The organism is Dysgonomonas sp. HDW5A (assembly GCF_011299555.1).
GTDB lineage: Bacteria > Bacteroidota > Bacteroidia > Bacteroidales > Dysgonomonadaceae > Dysgonomonas_A.
Genome location: NZ_CP049857.1, coordinates 2,825,719 through 2,840,179 on the forward strand (window position 1 = coordinate 2,825,719; position 14,461 = coordinate 2,840,179).

Annotated in this window: 20 protein-coding genes; 12 read left to right on the plus strand and 8 right to left on the minus strand. The window is 37.4% G+C overall.

Annotated elements, in window-relative coordinates:
* Positions 1-537: 537 nt before the first annotated feature.
* The 4 genes from G7050_RS11735 to G7050_RS11750 all read left to right on the plus strand — a co-directional run bounded on the left by G7050_RS11735 (position 538) and on the right by G7050_RS11750 (position 3,205).
* Entirely contained in the window at positions 538-1,182 is a 645-nt protein-coding gene (locus G7050_RS11735; protein WP_166115579.1) for a hypothetical protein, read from the plus strand.
* A gap of 185 nt (positions 1,183-1,367) precedes the next feature.
* The gene (locus G7050_RS11740) at positions 1,368-1,991 is read left to right on the plus strand and encodes a hypothetical protein (protein ID WP_166115581.1); all 624 of its coding nucleotides are present in this window, start codon (positions 1,368-1,370) and stop codon (positions 1,989-1,991) included.
* Positions 1,984-2,268 carry a transcriptional regulator gene (locus G7050_RS11745; RefSeq protein WP_166115583.1) on the plus strand — a complete coding sequence of 95 codons (285 nt, stop codon included), beginning with the start codon at positions 1,984-1,986 and terminating at the stop codon, positions 2,266-2,268. Before G7050_RS11740 ends, G7050_RS11745 begins: the two co-directional genes overlap by 8 nt.
* 286 nt (positions 2,269-2,554) lie before the next feature.
* Entirely contained in the window at positions 2,555-3,205 is a 651-nt protein-coding gene (locus tag G7050_RS11750; protein ID WP_166115585.1) for a carbonic anhydrase, read from the plus strand.
* A gap of 105 nt (positions 3,206-3,310) precedes the next feature.
* Here G7050_RS11750 and G7050_RS11755 read toward each other — a convergent pair whose 3' ends face one another.
* The 4 genes from G7050_RS11755 to G7050_RS11770 form a co-directional block, all read right to left on the minus strand.
* Complete coding sequence (locus G7050_RS11755) at positions 3,311-3,535, minus strand: hypothetical protein (protein WP_166115587.1); 225 nt, start codon at positions 3,533-3,535, stop codon at positions 3,311-3,313.
* A gap of 132 nt (positions 3,536-3,667) precedes the next feature.
* Complete coding sequence (locus tag G7050_RS11760) at positions 3,668-4,228, minus strand: hypothetical protein (RefSeq protein WP_166115589.1); 561 nt, start codon at positions 4,226-4,228, stop codon at positions 3,668-3,670.
* Positions 4,229-4,276: 48 nt separating this feature from the next.
* Positions 4,277-5,209, minus strand: coding sequence for a hypothetical protein (locus tag G7050_RS11765; RefSeq protein WP_166115591.1), 933 nt, complete (start codon positions 5,207-5,209; stop codon positions 4,277-4,279).
* A gap of 149 nt (positions 5,210-5,358) precedes the next feature.
* The gene (locus tag G7050_RS11770) at positions 5,359-6,552 is read right to left on the minus strand and encodes an XkdF-like putative serine protease domain-containing protein (protein WP_166115593.1); all 1,194 of its coding nucleotides are present in this window, start codon (positions 6,550-6,552) and stop codon (positions 5,359-5,361) included.
* A 118-nt stretch (positions 6,553-6,670) separates the two neighbouring features.
* Between G7050_RS11770 and G7050_RS11775 the strand changes: the two genes are divergently transcribed.
* The 5 genes from G7050_RS11775 (at position 6,671) to G7050_RS11795 (ending at position 9,618) form a co-directional block, all read left to right on the plus strand.
* Positions 6,671-7,189, plus strand: a complete 519-nt coding sequence (locus G7050_RS11775; RefSeq protein WP_166115595.1) for a GNAT family N-acetyltransferase — start codon at positions 6,671-6,673, stop codon at positions 7,187-7,189.
* A gap of 79 nt (positions 7,190-7,268) precedes the next feature.
* Positions 7,269-7,715: an energy transducer TonB gene (locus tag G7050_RS11780; protein ID WP_166115597.1), complete on the plus strand. Its 447-nt coding sequence runs from the start codon at positions 7,269-7,271 to the stop codon at positions 7,713-7,715.
* A 96-nt stretch (positions 7,716-7,811) separates the two neighbouring features.
* The gene (locus tag G7050_RS11785) at positions 7,812-8,291 is read left to right on the plus strand and encodes an energy transducer TonB (protein WP_166115599.1); all 480 of its coding nucleotides are present in this window, start codon (positions 7,812-7,814) and stop codon (positions 8,289-8,291) included.
* Between the two features lie 125 nt (positions 8,292-8,416).
* Entirely contained in the window at positions 8,417-8,785 is a 369-nt protein-coding gene (locus tag G7050_RS11790; protein WP_166115601.1) for a DMT family protein, read from the plus strand.
* Positions 8,786-8,883: 98 nt separating this feature from the next.
* Positions 8,884-9,618, plus strand: coding sequence for a hypothetical protein (locus tag G7050_RS11795; RefSeq protein ID WP_166115603.1), 735 nt, complete (start codon positions 8,884-8,886; stop codon positions 9,616-9,618).
* A 15-nt stretch (positions 9,619-9,633) separates the two neighbouring features.
* On the opposite strand, the gene G7050_RS11800 is transcribed toward G7050_RS11795, so the two are convergent.
* Together G7050_RS11800 and G7050_RS11805 are read right to left on the minus strand one after the other, a co-directional pair.
* Positions 9,634-10,434: a DNA alkylation repair protein gene (locus G7050_RS11800; RefSeq protein WP_166115605.1), complete on the minus strand. Its 801-nt coding sequence runs from the start codon at positions 10,432-10,434 to the stop codon at positions 9,634-9,636.
* A gap of 22 nt (positions 10,435-10,456) precedes the next feature.
* A complete protein-coding gene (locus G7050_RS11805) occupies positions 10,457-11,098 on the minus strand; it encodes a peroxiredoxin-like family protein (protein ID WP_166115607.1) in 642 nt (213 codons plus the stop codon).
* A 206-nt stretch (positions 11,099-11,304) separates the two neighbouring features.
* On the opposite strand from G7050_RS11805, the gene G7050_RS11810 reads away from it, so the two are divergent.
* The 3 genes from G7050_RS11810 to G7050_RS11820 all read left to right on the plus strand — a co-directional run bounded on the left by G7050_RS11810 (position 11,305) and on the right by G7050_RS11820 (position 12,730).
* Positions 11,305-11,658, plus strand: coding sequence for a helix-turn-helix domain-containing protein (locus tag G7050_RS11810; protein ID WP_166115609.1), 354 nt, complete (start codon positions 11,305-11,307; stop codon positions 11,656-11,658).
* A gap of 98 nt (positions 11,659-11,756) precedes the next feature.
* Positions 11,757-12,335, plus strand: a complete 579-nt coding sequence (locus G7050_RS11815) for an RNA polymerase sigma factor (protein ID WP_255499119.1) — start codon at positions 11,757-11,759, stop codon at positions 12,333-12,335.
* Entirely contained in the window at positions 12,332-12,730 is a 399-nt protein-coding gene (locus G7050_RS11820; RefSeq protein WP_166115611.1) for a hypothetical protein, read from the plus strand. The genes G7050_RS11815 and G7050_RS11820 overlap by 4 nt, the downstream gene beginning before the upstream one ends.
* Positions 12,731-12,764: 34 nt before the next feature.
* On the opposite strand, the gene G7050_RS11825 is transcribed toward G7050_RS11820, so the two are convergent.
* Complete coding sequence (locus tag G7050_RS11825; protein WP_166115613.1) at positions 12,765-13,805, minus strand: macro domain-containing protein; 1,041 nt, start codon at positions 13,803-13,805, stop codon at positions 12,765-12,767.
* Between the two features lie 3 nt (positions 13,806-13,808).
* Positions 13,809-14,435, minus strand: coding sequence for a DUF4433 domain-containing protein (locus G7050_RS11830; RefSeq protein WP_166115615.1), 627 nt, complete (start codon positions 14,433-14,435; stop codon positions 13,809-13,811).
* Positions 14,436-14,461 lie beyond the last annotated feature (26 nt).

Sequence of the window (14,461 nt, forward strand, 5' to 3'; positions counted from 1 at the left end):
TTCAATGTTCTCTTATTACTAACGCACCCTATGGGTTTGTTTTTCATTTTGCCTTGATGCAAAACGAAACAAAAGATCAAGACTGAGCCTTTTGCCCGACCCGCTTAGGACTCAAAAGCTAAAACAAAAGAAAAACGTTTAACGAATGATATTCTTTTGTTTCTTAACGCTTTCTTCATCCTGCGGGTACCCCGTGCAAACGCCAAGGTCGAGAAGCCTGACGGACAAAAGCCATTTGCAGGCGTCAGTCCCAGTGCATCAGAGGCACAGCCGTTGGCTGACAAGCGAAGCAGGCGTAAAACTAAACATGCCGATAGGCAGTAGGTTTAGTTTAGCTCACAAGCGTAGTCGGACAGGCGAGCCACACAGCACAAAGCCTTTTTGATTCCTTTTGCGGCTTTGGGCAAAAGGAATGCAAGTAATCTTTGATTACGCGCAGTAAAATAAATGTTAGAAATAAAAGAACAGTTATTTAAACTACTTTATCTTATAAATAATTAGAATCAAACGTATTATAAATTAAAAACAAATTGAATTATGAAAACTTTAATTATCAACCTGCTTTTGTTCGCTCTATGTAGTATTTGTACATCTGCCCAAACGACAGATGATGTGTATCTCAAAGGCATGAACAGTGCTATTGCTCAGATGGATACCGTTAAAACGGTTTCATCTATTAAAAAAGTACGAAATCAGTTCGATAGAATCTCTCAAAAGTATTCCGATCAGTGGTTGCCTCTTTATTATGTGGCTTACGGCAATTTGGAAATGGTATTTCGTAACCCGAAAGCAGCCGATGCCCAATCGCTATTGGCTGATGCTAAAGAAAAGATAAGTAGACTAGAGAAAATGAAGGGAGCAAATAAATCGGAGCTAAGCACCTTATGGGGATATTATTACAATGCTTTGATAGCAACAGATCCCGCAACAAATGGTGAGAAATTCTACAATGATGCGATGTCGAACTACAAAAAAGCAATCGAATTGGATGCAAATAATCCCCGTCCGATATTCTTATTGGCTGTTTTTGAACAGAATTTGCCTTCGTTTCTACAATCAGGCAAAGACTATTGCAGCGAATTGAGAAGGGCGGAAGAACTTTATAATAAGTCGAGAAGCCAAATAAATGAAATTCGCTGGGGCGAAAACTTTCTTGTAACGTTACTCGAAAAGTGTCAATAAGCTTCACAAACTTCTAAACTTAAAATAGCAATAAAGGTTTGTATAAGTTACATACTAAAAAATATATATCTTTATACTTTATAAGTAAAAGAAAATATTTGATTATACATTTTAAAGGCATAACAACCTATTGTTGTTTTGCTTTCCAAAGCAATAAATAGTTCTGCGAACTTAATATCTGGATAATGGAAAATAATTTTAATGAACAAGATAGCCTCAAGTTAATCAATGAAATGATTACGCAGGCACGAAACAATTTTAGGAAAGGGGCAGGCAACAGCTTTATATTGTGGGGATATACGATTGCCATATTGGGAATGTTGAATTTTATTCTCTTGCATATTGTTGAACCTGCATACTGTACCAATTATGTATGGCTTATGACTATACCCGTATTTATTGGCAACTATTGGTACGAATCGAAGAGAGCCAAACGAGCAGCAGTAACTACCCATCTCGACAAGGTAGTAACAACTATCTGGCTGGGCTTTTTCATCTCAAATCTGGTCTTTATAGGCTCTATTTTCTTTATAGCCATCAATTGGAAAACGTATATACCATATCTGTTTATTACTCCTATTATAATGATTATGGTAGGATTAGCCTTGTTTATTACAGCTAAAGTATATCGTTTCAAACCGTATTTTTACGGGGCTTGTATCTTTTGGTTGGGAGCTGTTTTATGCATCGTGCAGTATTCTTGGGTTGAGAGTATCGATCTTGAGTTTATAATATTATCAGTATCCATGATTTTAGGTTTTGTTATTCCCGGACATATACTGAATCGAAAAGCAGAATCTAATGTTTAAAGAACTCGATCCGTTGTTGCATTCTCAGTTACGGCTGGCAGTAGTATCATTGCTACTATCGGTCGAAGAAGCCGACTTTGTCTTTATTCGGGAGAAGACAAAAGCTACGGCAGGTAATTTGAGTGTGCAGATCGAAAAACTGAGTGAAGCCGGATATATAGAAGTCCGTAAATTTATAGATGGAAAAAGACCTCGTACCGTTTGTAAAATAACCGAAAAAGGTATCAATGCCTTTAATTTGTATGTAAAAGCTTTACAGGATTATATAAATAAGTAATAATGCGAATCGGTAAATTTATATCTTAATCAATAGAGTTTATATTCAATAGATTATTATATATATCATTTGTAGCGATTTGCTTCAACACAGAGAACACTAAGTTTTGCACCATGTACGAATCCAGATACTTACAAATGGTGTTCTTTGTGAAAATATCATTGATGACTCTTACAGCCATTCGAAAACGATGATTCACTTTTTATACAATGAAATCGAGAAATTGCGAATAATAAAAAAGCAATTAGCATTACCTTTGTTGATGAACTAACAAAAGTGTATAAATATGTCTGATCAGGAAAAATATGACCAAATATTTGAGTCAAATAACAGATGGATAGAAAAAAATAAAGTTGATAACCCGGGATTATTTAAATTATTAGCAGCAGATCAGCATCCCGATTTTCTGTATATCGGATGTTCAGACAGCAGGGTACATCCCAATCAGGTTATGGGTTTGAAGCCGGGAGAGGTTTTTATTCACCGTAATATAGCAAACATGGTTGTATCAACCGACTTGAATATACTATCGGTGATTAATTATGCTGTAGAATACCTCAAAGTCAAATTTATTATTGTATGTGGTCATTACGGATGTGGAGGTATACAAGCCGCAATGAAAAACTCAGACTATGGCATACTTAACCCTTGGCTGCGAAATATACGGGATGTTTATCATATGCATAAAGAAGAACTTGATGCTATAGAGGATATGACTTCAAGACATCGACGTCTTGTCGAACTCAATACGTATGAGCAATGCCGCAACATAATAAAAGTGGGCGAAGTGCAAAAATCTTATTATGAAAAAGGCTATCCCAAAGTGGCAGGGTGGATATTCGATATTAAAGATGCCCGACTTCATGACTTGTTCTTCGATATGGATGGAGAACTCCATAAAATCAAAGACATTTATGATATTACAGGCAAATTTTAAATAGGCTGTTATTTTAATTTAGCCCGCTAAATCTGCGGGCTAAATCAAAATGTCTATCTTCACAAAGCATGAAGAAAGAAAAAGTAGGAACTTAAACGTATGTTCTTAATCTTCCTCCTCTTCGTCGTATTTTTCGAGTTCATCTTCGTAAAAGCCCAAAGCCTGCTCAATTAAATCCTGCATGGCTTCTTCTTCCACTTTCGATCCATCGAGAATCTCATATTCTTCGCTGTCTACATCCAATATAAAGCGAGGCTTTTCGGTATGTAATACGTATGTATTCTCAGGATACTCTTCGTTATCGGCAATCAAAAATCTAGGTAATTCCATATTATTCGTATTTGATGTTTATTATCTACAAAAGTAAAGATTATTAGATGAGAATCTATGGTTTTTAAAGAGATAATAATGTAAAAGAGGAAGCAAAGCTTCCTCTTTCTGTATATATTAAATTAAAACTATTTATTCAGTAACCACTACTGTCGGAGCCAGCGGTGTAATGACACTTTCGTTTTCCAAAAGCTTGGCTATTTCCAATTCAGTTCCGGCCAGAACCGTAGTCCATCCGTTGGCGTCTGCATCTGCAGCACCCGAAGCATAATTAAACGAAGTAGCACTCAACCCGTTGTTGCGACCCAATACAACAGCACGTCCCGATTTGTCGACAACGATAGCGATAAATCGCCCCAAGCTCAACGCATCGCCCTGATTCATAGTGTTGTAATCGTATTCGCTAACCGTAAAGTTTACGGTGTGAGTACGGTATTTGCCACCGTTTCCATTTACAGCCAGTTCGTCAGTAAAAGAGGCTGTTCCCTCGGCAAAGTTGACTTTATAGATTGACTCAGACGAATCGAGAGTTATTTTGCTGATGATTTTGTTATCGATGGTAACACCGTCAGGATTCTTTTTAAATTCGAAAACAGGGTTTGCATCATAATTGATCAGATAAACTGATTTGATACCTGCTATCTGGTATTGACAGTTATCTTTGGTAATATTTGCTGTTAATTTGCAAGACATAGATATATGTGTTTTATGTGTGAATAATCGTATTTATTAGCTGATAGATTAATTGTAAAATACCACTTCGTCTTCGAACGGGATAACGAAACCAAGACGTAAACGTCCGTCGATAAATATTTTACTGTCGTGAGGAGCAGGGAATTGTCCGATGCGGATTTCTTCCGTATCGCTCAATAAATCGGTAGCTAATAAGAAGTTCGAAATATCGGCAGCAATAATCGTTTTGTTGTTTAAACCTTTCACGGGAACAATCTCCAAGCCTAAATAACGAAGAGCTTCTGCTTCCAATGTAAACGCTGTGGCAATTACCTGATTGCTTACCGAAGCCAAAGCCATTTTAAGGCGTTGAAGCGTTTCGTATGCCACATAGATTTTCACGCTGTCGTTTTCCAATCCTTTTACCAATACGTTTTCGGGGATGGCATTATACACTTTTTCTATTTCGGCAACAATGTTTGCTTTTGTAAGCGTAACCCCCGTAATTTTAATAGCCTCAGTACTTGCCGAAAGCACGGTTACCGCACCGTCAAAATCGTTCGGATCGGTTGTGCTGTTACCTGTAAATATCTTCGTTTCTATTTCGGAGCTGAGTTCGGCTGCCAGCATTTCCATAGTAGCCTCTTCGAGAGCTTCGGGTAAATCGGTATTTTTAGCACCCGGTTTCAACATCACGTTGATACGTTTGCGCTCCAAGTCGTCGATACATTGTTCCAGATTGATTTTGTAGGTTTTAATTTTGACTTCTTTTTCGCTCAGCTTGAATACTTGTTCGGGAGTCCATGCACAGTCGCGCCCGTCGGGCTGTAAAAGAGTGTGTTCGAAATTCAACAGATTCAGAAAAGTGCTTTCTTTTACGCCTGTAATTACATCGATTTTACCGTTTTCGATCAAACGACCTCCGAATAATGCTTTTGTAAACCAATCCATATTGGTACTTGGTTGGTAGCTGAGAGGTGAAATGTTATACATATTTGCCATATTGTTTTAAAGTTTGGTTTTTGTAATGTTTATGTTGTTTTTGATAAATTGAGATATAATGTGTTCTGCAAAATATTTAATGATATATTTTAAGAATATAACTGTTTATTGCTGTTTTACTTGCCAAAGCAATAAATAGTTCTGTGAACTTAGTTACGGCTTCGGATGGTCATAGAAAGAGCCTGTGCCATTTGCTCGTATCGTTTCATTTCCGACAGCCTGCGGCAGGCAGCCATTGCGGTGGCAGGCATACTACTGGGGGTCTGGCTGCGAAGCTTTTGCACTTCGGTATTTGCTTCTTTGGCTAGGTTGGCAAGTTCGGCTAGTTTAGCTTCCAAATCAGCGATTTTTTGTTTCAAAATCTCGGTAGATTCGCCCCCTGTTGGTGTTTCATCCTCAGGTTGAGGAGCAATTTTATCTTCCAATTGATGACGGTTTATCTTTCTCAAGGTTTCGGGAGCTGTTGCTTGTGAAGGGTTAGAGGTTGTTGTGGCAGCTTCCTTTGTCTCAATAAATTGCCCTTGATCGTCTACCACCAGAATATTGCCGTCAGCCAGGGGATGATCTCCTGCCGGTAGCTGTTCGTCGTCGAGTGTTGCAAATCCGTCGGCATCAATATATACCTCTTTTCCATCGGCAAGAGTGAAAAGTACGTAAGCCTTTCCACTGCTTGTAGAGTCGGCCTTTTCTACCGCCTGAATATCGAGAAAGAATTGCGATATGCGCGAAAGCAAAGTACCCGTTTTCTTGTTCCTTTGATTCATTTTTTCATTTTGTTTTTGATTCGTAATTGATTTTATTGTTTTGTTTTTACTGATTTCCTGAAAGAAGAAACCCTCCAGAGAAAATCCCCTGACGTTTCCAGTCATAACCTGTGTGTCCCAATAGTGTTTGTCAGCGATTTTATAACTGCACATAAGTGTGCCTTTAGGTAGGTCGGCAAAGCCGAGAGCTTGGGATTTGTCATGCTGCGGATTTTCGACAATCCACAATTCGGTCAGGTAATTTCCTTCAAGAGGGTTTTGGTGTTGGTGTGTAGTATTCTGTAAAGCGATGCCTGTACGCATCATTTTTTGTGCGATTTTTTCGATCTGTTCAGCCGAAAACTGAATATAATATTCGCCTCGCGAGTCGTTACGATATATGAGTTGATCGGGGCGAAGTACTACTCCTGTGAGTATCTGCTTTTTCGAATCACGATTCAGCCGTTCGAGTTTAGGTTGTTTTGCCAGAGTGACAAAATCTATTTCGTTGGCGGGAACGTCTACAAACGAAATGGCATAGATACCGCTTTCATCTTCGGTGTTTTCGTCTATCAGACAGTTGTAAACGGGTATATTCATAAGTGCTTGATTTTACTGATAGATAAAATCGGATTTGTTTTTTTTCTATATTTAAAGATTAAAGCTTTTAAACCGCATAATTAATTCGGTAGTAGTAGATCAATAAACAAAGATTAGAATGAGATATATAATAGAAACCGAAAGATTATTTTTAAGAGAAGTTGATTCTGTGGACATTGACGATTTGTTCGAGATGGATTCAGACCCCGAAGTGCACAAATACATCGAAAATAACCCTGTAAAGTCTAAAGAACAAATTGTGGAAGTGATACGAATGCTTCGGGAACAATATAAAAAGAATGGCATAGCCCGCTGGGCTGTTATAGATAAACAAACGGGAGAATGTATCGGGTGGGCAGGACTAAAGTATTTTAGCGAACCTTTAAATAATCACACCGATTTTTATGAGTTGGGGTATCGTTTCAAAAAGAAACACTGGGGAAAAGGATATGCCACCGAATCGTCTGCTGCTGTGGTGAAGTATGGCTTCGAAAATTTAGGACTCGATTGTATATATGCTATCACTCATACTGAGAACCTGAACTCAATACATGTTTTGAAAAAGCTGGGATTCAATCTTATGGAGGTGTTTGACTACGATGGAGACCCGACAAATTGGCTTGAGTTGAGAAAATAAAGTAAAAAAAGTAAAGTTTGTATTGTATATTTGTTTTTGTATTGTGTGCTTTTAGGTGGGAAACATTAAAATAACAGAAATGAAAAAACTACATTATTTACTATTATCACTAATAATGCTATGTCTTACAGCAACTCATTTGCAGGCACAGGGTAGCGATAGTACCGGCGTGAAAAAAGACGAATCTTTTAAAGTCGAAGCAAATGCTCTTGATATGCCTGTTTTTATGGGAGGATATGAAGGATTGATGAATTTTTTGCAACAGAATTTGGGATACCCTCAAGATGCTCTTAAGCAAGGAATAGAAGGTCGGATAGCTGTTCAATTTACGGTTTCTAAAGATGGTAGTATTAAGGATATCAATGTGATTAGAAGCCTGTTTCCCTCTTGTGATGCGGAGGCTGTAAGGGTGGTGTCTATAATGCCCAAATGGGTACCCGGAAAGCTTAAAGGTAAACCTGTTGATGCAATTTATACTCTCCCTCTTTCTTTTAAACTGCCTAAGCCAAGTTCTGTTACGTATTGAGACCAAACGATCTACTGATTTTATCGTATTATATTTATGGAATTATAATCTTTCTATACTCTAATTTATTAGTAAACATTAAATTAGTAGAAAGAAATGAAAAAACTAAAATATTTACTATTCTTATTAATCATCTTGTTTCTTACTGCAAGTCATTTACAAGCACAAGCTTATCGCTTGGATGTACTAAAAGAAATGGAGCATCCTTCTAAAAACAGAGGTGAAGTTAAAATGCCTGTTTATCCAACAGGCACTGATGAAATGAAGAGATTTATAGAAATGTTTTTAATATATCCTAAAGATGCTCTTCAAAATAAAATAGAGGGTCGGGTAGTGGTTCGGTTTATTGTTTCGAAAGAAGGGAATATTAATAAAATTACCGTAGTAAGAGGTTTAAGCCCAAGCTGTGATAAAGAAGCAATAAGGGTTGTTTCTATAATGCCTAAATGGATTCCCGGAGAGATAAATGGAGTGGCTGCTGATATTCAGTATACTTTGCCGATTCGGTTTAAATTTTCCGAAAGTGAAGAAACGAGTAATAGTAATGTGATTTGTGATTTTCCGCAGATTGACTGACTATTCACAATAATAATATTCATACTTATTACCAATAATTTTAATTCTGGAAAATTGTTGCATCTGAATCTGAATACTTACTTTTGCTTCGATATTTTATTCAGTCAGTATTATCAATAAAAACAATGTCGTCAGTATATACAATTCTGCTGCTTATAGCATCTAATATCTTTATGACCATCGCTTGGTATGGACATCTTAAGATGAAAGATTTTTCGTGGTTTGCTTCGTTACCGCTTTTGGGAATTATTCTTATTAGTTGGGGAATTGCCTTTTTCGAGTATTGCTTTCAAGTACCTGCCAACCGTATTGGTTATGCGGAAAATGGCGGACCTTTTTCTCTTATTCAGTTAAAGATCATTCAGGAAGTAGTCAGTTTGACTGTTTTTATGGTATTCACGACTATTGTATTTAAGAACGAAGCCTTTAAGTGGAATCATATTCTTGCTTTTTTGTTTCTGATTGCTGCCGTATATTTGGTATTTAAAAAATAAAGTCTCAGCCTTTTTTACTATTTTGCTAACTATATACCTGTACTTGGGTTGTCATGGGAAAAGGAAACAGTAAATATTAAACGTTATTAATGATTAAGATGTACAAAATAATTTATTTACTATTGGCAGTATGTTTGTTAACATCTTGCGAAACAGATAATAATGTGCCGTTTTTGAGTATCCCCGACGATGAGGCTCAGATTATAGAAATGAATGTAGAGGTAGGATCTTCGTCAAATCCGGTATTCAGTCCTATAATATATGCCAGTCAGATGATTGTCAATTGGGGAGACGGTAGTTTGCCTTGGCAATTTGTAAATCGCGATTCTACGAATACAGGAACTTCGACTTTAAAACCTCTCAGGTATACATATCCCACAACAGGTACGTATGATGTTAATGTAAGAGCTATAAAAATTACTCGATTAGATATATCGATGGATTCGGTTCGCCAGAATATCCGTACACTGCAATTGACGGATTGCCGTCACTTGAAAGCACTTTCGTGTAAGAATCAAGAGCTGAAATCTGTAAATATAAACACATCAGGTGTCAAGATGTTAGAGCTGAGTACCTTATCTGTATTGGAAGAACTGACGGTTTCGGCATGCGATAGTTTGTTGACCATCGTGTTGTATAAAAACCCTGAATTGAAAATCATCAATCTGACAAATAATCCTCGAATGTCGGCATTGTCACTCGATGCCGTATTTATTCAATTGCCGGAAGCAACATCCGGTATTCGTACTGTCAATTTGAGTAATAACGGCGGAGATGCCAGCTGCAATACGGCTATTGCTACCCAGAAAGGCTGGAAGGTAAATATTCAGTAAGCCATCTGTTTAGCCTTATTTATTTAAAGTTCTCAGAGCCTTCTTCACAATATATGAAGTTGCTTTTGAGGAGCTTTCTTTCTCCCATTTCGAACAAAGATCAATAACAAACTGAGGCTGGCTTTTACTAGCATCGTTGAGCCAATTACCTACACTGTCGCATACATATTTGGACGAGTCCGTTTTTAGCGGCTCTAAAATGGGTAAAGCCAATTCGGGATTTGTTTTGAGTGCTTCGATATGCTCACACCATACACCTCGTGGACGGGTTGCTTCACTGGCGAAACGCCTGATATTTTCGTTTTCCGATAAAGTCCATTCAGACAATATCCGTAAGCTTTCTTCGAGATTTTCGATAATGGACGGACGTACTGTCATCCATGAAATTTCTCTTACACCGAAATGTGTGTCGGCGGCAAAAGGTTGTATCTTTTCCAGCTTCTGAGACAACGACAGTTGAGGATTTCGACCGATGGTGTATGTCATCCAGCAACGTATCGAGTCGGATGTGTGTGAAGAGATATCATGGAGAAATTGGTTGTCTTTATTCCTTAGGCACACATCCAACAATCCGATACCTATTGTTTCGTTAAACGTATTGGTCGTTTGCTTCTTTAGTTTGCCTATTTCGGCAAGAATCGGTTCTAAATAATGCAGCCTGTTATTTTTTCGAAGCAGGTTTTCTAATAATACGGTTTGATTTACCGCCAGCCATTCGGTGAGATTGGCACTTTCTATTTTGCCTTTGTTCAGCAGGTCTAGTATTTCGGGGGAGAGATCTTTTAAAGACCGGGCTCCTTTTCGTTTTTGTTCCATCCGATTGAGTGAATAGCAGAATTTATAAACTGTTTAATAGTTCGTCGATATTTACCCTTTTTGTATAATCGACATCTATACAGGAAAATATAATAGTCCTGTTTTTATCGATTACAAATACGGCAGGTATAGGCAAGCTGTTGTCATCATTACCATTGTATTCTGATAAATTTATACCTAATTGCCGATAGTAAGGTATAACAAAATCCTGAAGATCAAAAGCAATACCTAATTCTTTGGCATATTTGTTATCTGTATCACTCAGTATATCGAAACCGAACGGTGTTTCTGTTGACATTTCTGCATTTTTTTCGACTACCTGAGGGGAGATTGTCACTAATGAGGTTTGTTTTGCCTTTATTTGCGGCAATACTTTTTCTAAAGCCTTCATTTCGAGATTGCAGTAGGGACACCAGCTGCCTCTGAAAAATGCAATGATGAGGCGGTCGTTATCTTTTAATATGGCATCTGCTTCGATTATTTCTCCTCGTGTATTGCTTAAAGCAAATGAGGGTAGGGTATCGCCTGTTTGAAGGGCTGATTCTCCGATTTTGTTAAGCCTTAGGTCATCAATAGAATCCGCCAATGCTTTATTTATATGTTCGGGTAACTTTGCCGATATTTGATATTTCAGATTGTTGAGAAGATTGCTTAAATTTATCATTTCAATTTTATGTTAAGTTCACAGAACTATTTATTGCTTTGGCAAGCAAAACAGCGACAGGTTGTTATGCTTTTAAAATGAGTCATTAAATATTTTCTTTTACTTATAAATCATTTCAACTATTAAAAGTATGCAAAACTCAGTATTAAAAACCGAGTTTGCAATACGGGATATTTTTATGGCATAGGGATAAAAAAGTCAATTTTATGAAAACAAAGAAACCTGCGATAGAAGAAAAAGTGTGTACACTCGAAATTGCTGTAAATGCAATCAGCGGAAAGTGGAAGATACCTATCTTCTGGCAGCTGAGCCAGGGCAAGAAACGCCCGAGTGAATTTGTGAAAGGGATAGGAACGGTAGACAGGCGTGTGTTGAATCAGCAATTGAAAGAGATGGAAGCCGACGGACTACTCAAAAGAGAGGTTTTTAATGAACTGCCTCCCCGTGTCGAATATAGTCTGACGGATATGGCGAAGCCTTTGAACGATATACTCTGGGCATTGAACGATTGGGGGAAATTACTCTTCGAAGAGCAACAAAAGAAGACCCGAAATCTCTAAAGGGTTTGCAAAACGATCCGCTGCTTGGGTGACTTATTCTCGATATAAATCGGTCTTTTATTTTTTTTGGAATTTTTCTGATTAGATTTGTAACCAATGTGACACCAATACGTCATATAGGCATGACAGGTTTTGATGACATACATTATGTTCGTTTAGTCAAGGATGGTGATACAAATGCTTTTGTTCATATTGTACGCCGTTATCAGAGAATGGTATTTACCATTGTCAGCAAAATTGTCATCAATACAGAGGATGCGGAGGATATTACGCAAGAGATCTTTATAAAGATATACCAATCGTTGAGCAAATTCAGGGGCGATTCCGAATTTTCGACATGGCTCTATCGCATAGCCTACAACACCGCCATAACGGAAGTAAGGAAAACAAAAAGAGAATTTATTTCTTTTGAGGATATGGCCGAAAAAATACCCGATCACGATATAGCCGATCACATCGAAGAATCGAGTACCGAAGAGAGGTTGCAGTATTTGGATCTTGTTCTTAAACAGCTCAACCCCGAAGATGCTTTTCTGATTACGCTTTTTTATCTCAACAACCACAGTGTACAAGATATAAGCCAGATAGCCAACTTGAGTGCATCCAATGTAAAAGTAAAGTTACACCGTATACGGAAATTTATGAACTCAGAAATAAATAAACTCATATCAAAATGAAAAAGCAAGAAAAAGACAATTTAAGGAGCTTATTTCAAGATATGGAATTAAGCTCACCTCCCAAAGGTTTCGAAGATCGTTTGATGCAACAAATACATCAGGTTGCAGCAAAAAAGGAGGCGGAAAATACAGTAAGAAGTAAAATATATACCATAGTTTCGATAGTTCTCGGAATGGCAGGCATGATTGCTTTACCACTCATTATATTTTATTTTATGACAGGAAATATCGGTTTCGAATTGCCTGCCATACAATTAAATTACAGCCTGCCCCATTTATTCAAGGCAGATATCAATCCCTTAGCAGTATTACTGCCATCGGTTATACTGATATTACTGATGGGAGATACGCTTATCAGAAAACATTTATCGGATAAGAAGCATCACAATTATTGAGCTTACAACGGAAAAAACAAATAGGTTTAAAATCTTAATTAGAAGTAAAAAAGTTAGCCAAGTGTGTATTAACCAATGTCACATAATCGGGATTGTCAATAGCAGTATATTTTCCGGATGTGTTGTTATTTAAATGTGCCGTTATCTCTTCGTGTGTGTATATATTCTCAGTTTGTCTTATGTAATCTATTCTCGATAAAAGTTCCAGTCCAAGGGATGAATAAAACCCCGATAAAAACTCTGTTGTCTTTTGGGCAATTTCTTTATAGGATTTATTTTCAGGCAAATTCAAGTATTCTTGTACTTTCTTTCCCGTAGACATGTTTAAATTTAACTCTTGGAACGGGTTTTCATTTAACGAATCGTATTCGCTAATATAACTTCCATTCAGATATTTCAGTACCTGCTTTATTTTTCCGGAATAAGGGCCGTAAAAGTTAGAGCTAAATTCAAGCTTGAATTGCCCGTCTGCTCCAAATCTTTGTAAAAAATAAACAATCTTTTCGGCTGCAAATTCCGAGATAAACTCACCCTCATTTACCATATCGAATAGTACATAAAGCATCATCGCACGTGCCGGGGTCAGTTGGGGTTGTTCTTTTTCGAAGACAGCCTCAACTTCATCATTGGGTTGATAAACAGTGATTTCGCAATCTAAATCCGAGAGGTATTCCTCTATCAAATCTTTCACTTTACCCCATTGCAAACCGCCATTACCGGCACCTAAGGCAGGGAGACTGACCGATTGAAGCGAACGTTCTTTTATCAGTTTAACCAATTCGATAAGCCCAAAACGGATATAATTATATTCGGAAGGATCTCTCCAATGATCTTTCGTAGGAAAATTTATGATTATCTTTCGTCCTGTCAGAAGATTTTCTTCTTCAAACACTAAGAGTTTGCCAATTGTTAAAGTTTTGTTGTCACATGCATTTTTGTAAATTTTGAAATTATTAGGAAAGTACTTTTTAAACTGCAGGGCAATACCTTTCCCCATTACCCCTACAGTGTTCACAGTATTCACTATCGCTTGAGAATTACTCTCAAACAGATTCCCGCACACATATTTTATCATATATCAAAAATAATATCCTGGCTCAACTCGTATCTTGTCGTCGTCAATGCCCGATACATATAGTTTATCCTTTACACTTGGGCTATAAACTATATACTCGGTAATACAAGTAGCCGGCAAATCGGCACCAATCAAAAATTCGGCTTCCTTACGCCTTCTTATGTCAGTGTTATCACTGCCGCCCCAGTTGTTGTCTATTATCGCCTCCATGTCTAATAAACTTCTGATCTTTCGAATCTTGGAACTATCATAAAAATAGCTTAACTTGCTGAAAGCATGTCCATTCGTAAACCAGAATTCTAATTCGGCATCAATAACCTGTTGTATTGTTGTTACACAGTAAACGATGCGTCTCGGATCAACCGGTTCTGTCCCATACCCTTTTTGTATTGCATAAAGCATAGGCATTCGGGGAGCAAAATGAAACGGAATATAATCAGTTAAGGGACGTCCGCTCGGAAGCAGACGTTCTTTTCGTTTATCAATAATAGCACTATTGCCAATAGGTACAAAGTTTTCATTCCTGTCGGGAGATGAAATATGTGTTATTCCTTTTTCGGCAATATGCTGAATGTTATCAAAATGAGTGACTCTAAATAATGGAGTCTTATCTAAACGTAAACGAGCCAATTCTATTATTATTACTTTGGCAACAA

What these genes read in the sequence shown, in the direction of transcription:
- G7050_RS11735 (WP_166115579.1), top strand. Translation starts at nt 538, where the DNA reads ATGAAAACTTTAATTATCAACCTGCTTTTGTTCGCTCTATGTAGTATT.
- G7050_RS11740 (WP_166115581.1), top strand. Translation starts at nt 1,368, where the DNA reads ATGGAAAATAATTTTAATGAACAAGATAGCCTCAAGTTAATCAATGAA.
- G7050_RS11745 (WP_166115583.1), top strand. Translation starts at nt 1,984, where the DNA reads ATGTTTAAAGAACTCGATCCGTTGTTGCATTCTCAGTTACGGCTGGCA.
- G7050_RS11750 (WP_166115585.1), top strand. Translation starts at nt 2,555, where the DNA reads ATGTCTGATCAGGAAAAATATGACCAAATATTTGAGTCAAATAACAGA.
- G7050_RS11755 (WP_166115587.1), bottom strand. Translation starts at nt 3,535, where the DNA reads ATGGAATTACCTAGATTTTTGATTGCCGATAACGAAGAGTATCCTGAG.
- G7050_RS11760 (WP_166115589.1), bottom strand. Translation starts at nt 4,228, where the DNA reads ATGTCTTGCAAATTAACAGCAAATATTACCAAAGATAACTGTCAATAC.
- G7050_RS11765 (WP_166115591.1), bottom strand. Translation starts at nt 5,209, where the DNA reads ATGGCAAATATGTATAACATTTCACCTCTCAGCTACCAACCAAGTACC.
- G7050_RS11770 (WP_166115593.1), bottom strand. Translation starts at nt 6,552, where the DNA reads ATGAATATACCCGTTTACAACTGTCTGATAGACGAAAACACCGAAGAT.
- G7050_RS11775 (WP_166115595.1), top strand. Translation starts at nt 6,671, where the DNA reads ATGAGATATATAATAGAAACCGAAAGATTATTTTTAAGAGAAGTTGAT.
- G7050_RS11780 (WP_166115597.1), top strand. Translation starts at nt 7,269, where the DNA reads ATGAAAAAACTACATTATTTACTATTATCACTAATAATGCTATGTCTT.
- G7050_RS11785 (WP_166115599.1), top strand. Translation starts at nt 7,812, where the DNA reads ATGAAAAAACTAAAATATTTACTATTCTTATTAATCATCTTGTTTCTT.
- G7050_RS11790 (WP_166115601.1), top strand. Translation starts at nt 8,417, where the DNA reads ATGTCGTCAGTATATACAATTCTGCTGCTTATAGCATCTAATATCTTT.
- G7050_RS11795 (WP_166115603.1), top strand. Translation starts at nt 8,884, where the DNA reads ATGTACAAAATAATTTATTTACTATTGGCAGTATGTTTGTTAACATCT.
- G7050_RS11800 (WP_166115605.1), bottom strand. Translation starts at nt 10,434, where the DNA reads ATGGAACAAAAACGAAAAGGAGCCCGGTCTTTAAAAGATCTCTCCCCC.
- G7050_RS11805 (WP_166115607.1), bottom strand. Translation starts at nt 11,098, where the DNA reads ATGATAAATTTAAGCAATCTTCTCAACAATCTGAAATATCAAATATCG.
- G7050_RS11810 (WP_166115609.1), top strand. Translation starts at nt 11,305, where the DNA reads ATGAAAACAAAGAAACCTGCGATAGAAGAAAAAGTGTGTACACTCGAA.
- G7050_RS11820 (WP_166115611.1), top strand. Translation starts at nt 12,332, where the DNA reads ATGAAAAAGCAAGAAAAAGACAATTTAAGGAGCTTATTTCAAGATATG.
- G7050_RS11825 (WP_166115613.1), bottom strand. Translation starts at nt 13,805, where the DNA reads ATGATAAAATATGTGTGCGGGAATCTGTTTGAGAGTAATTCTCAAGCG.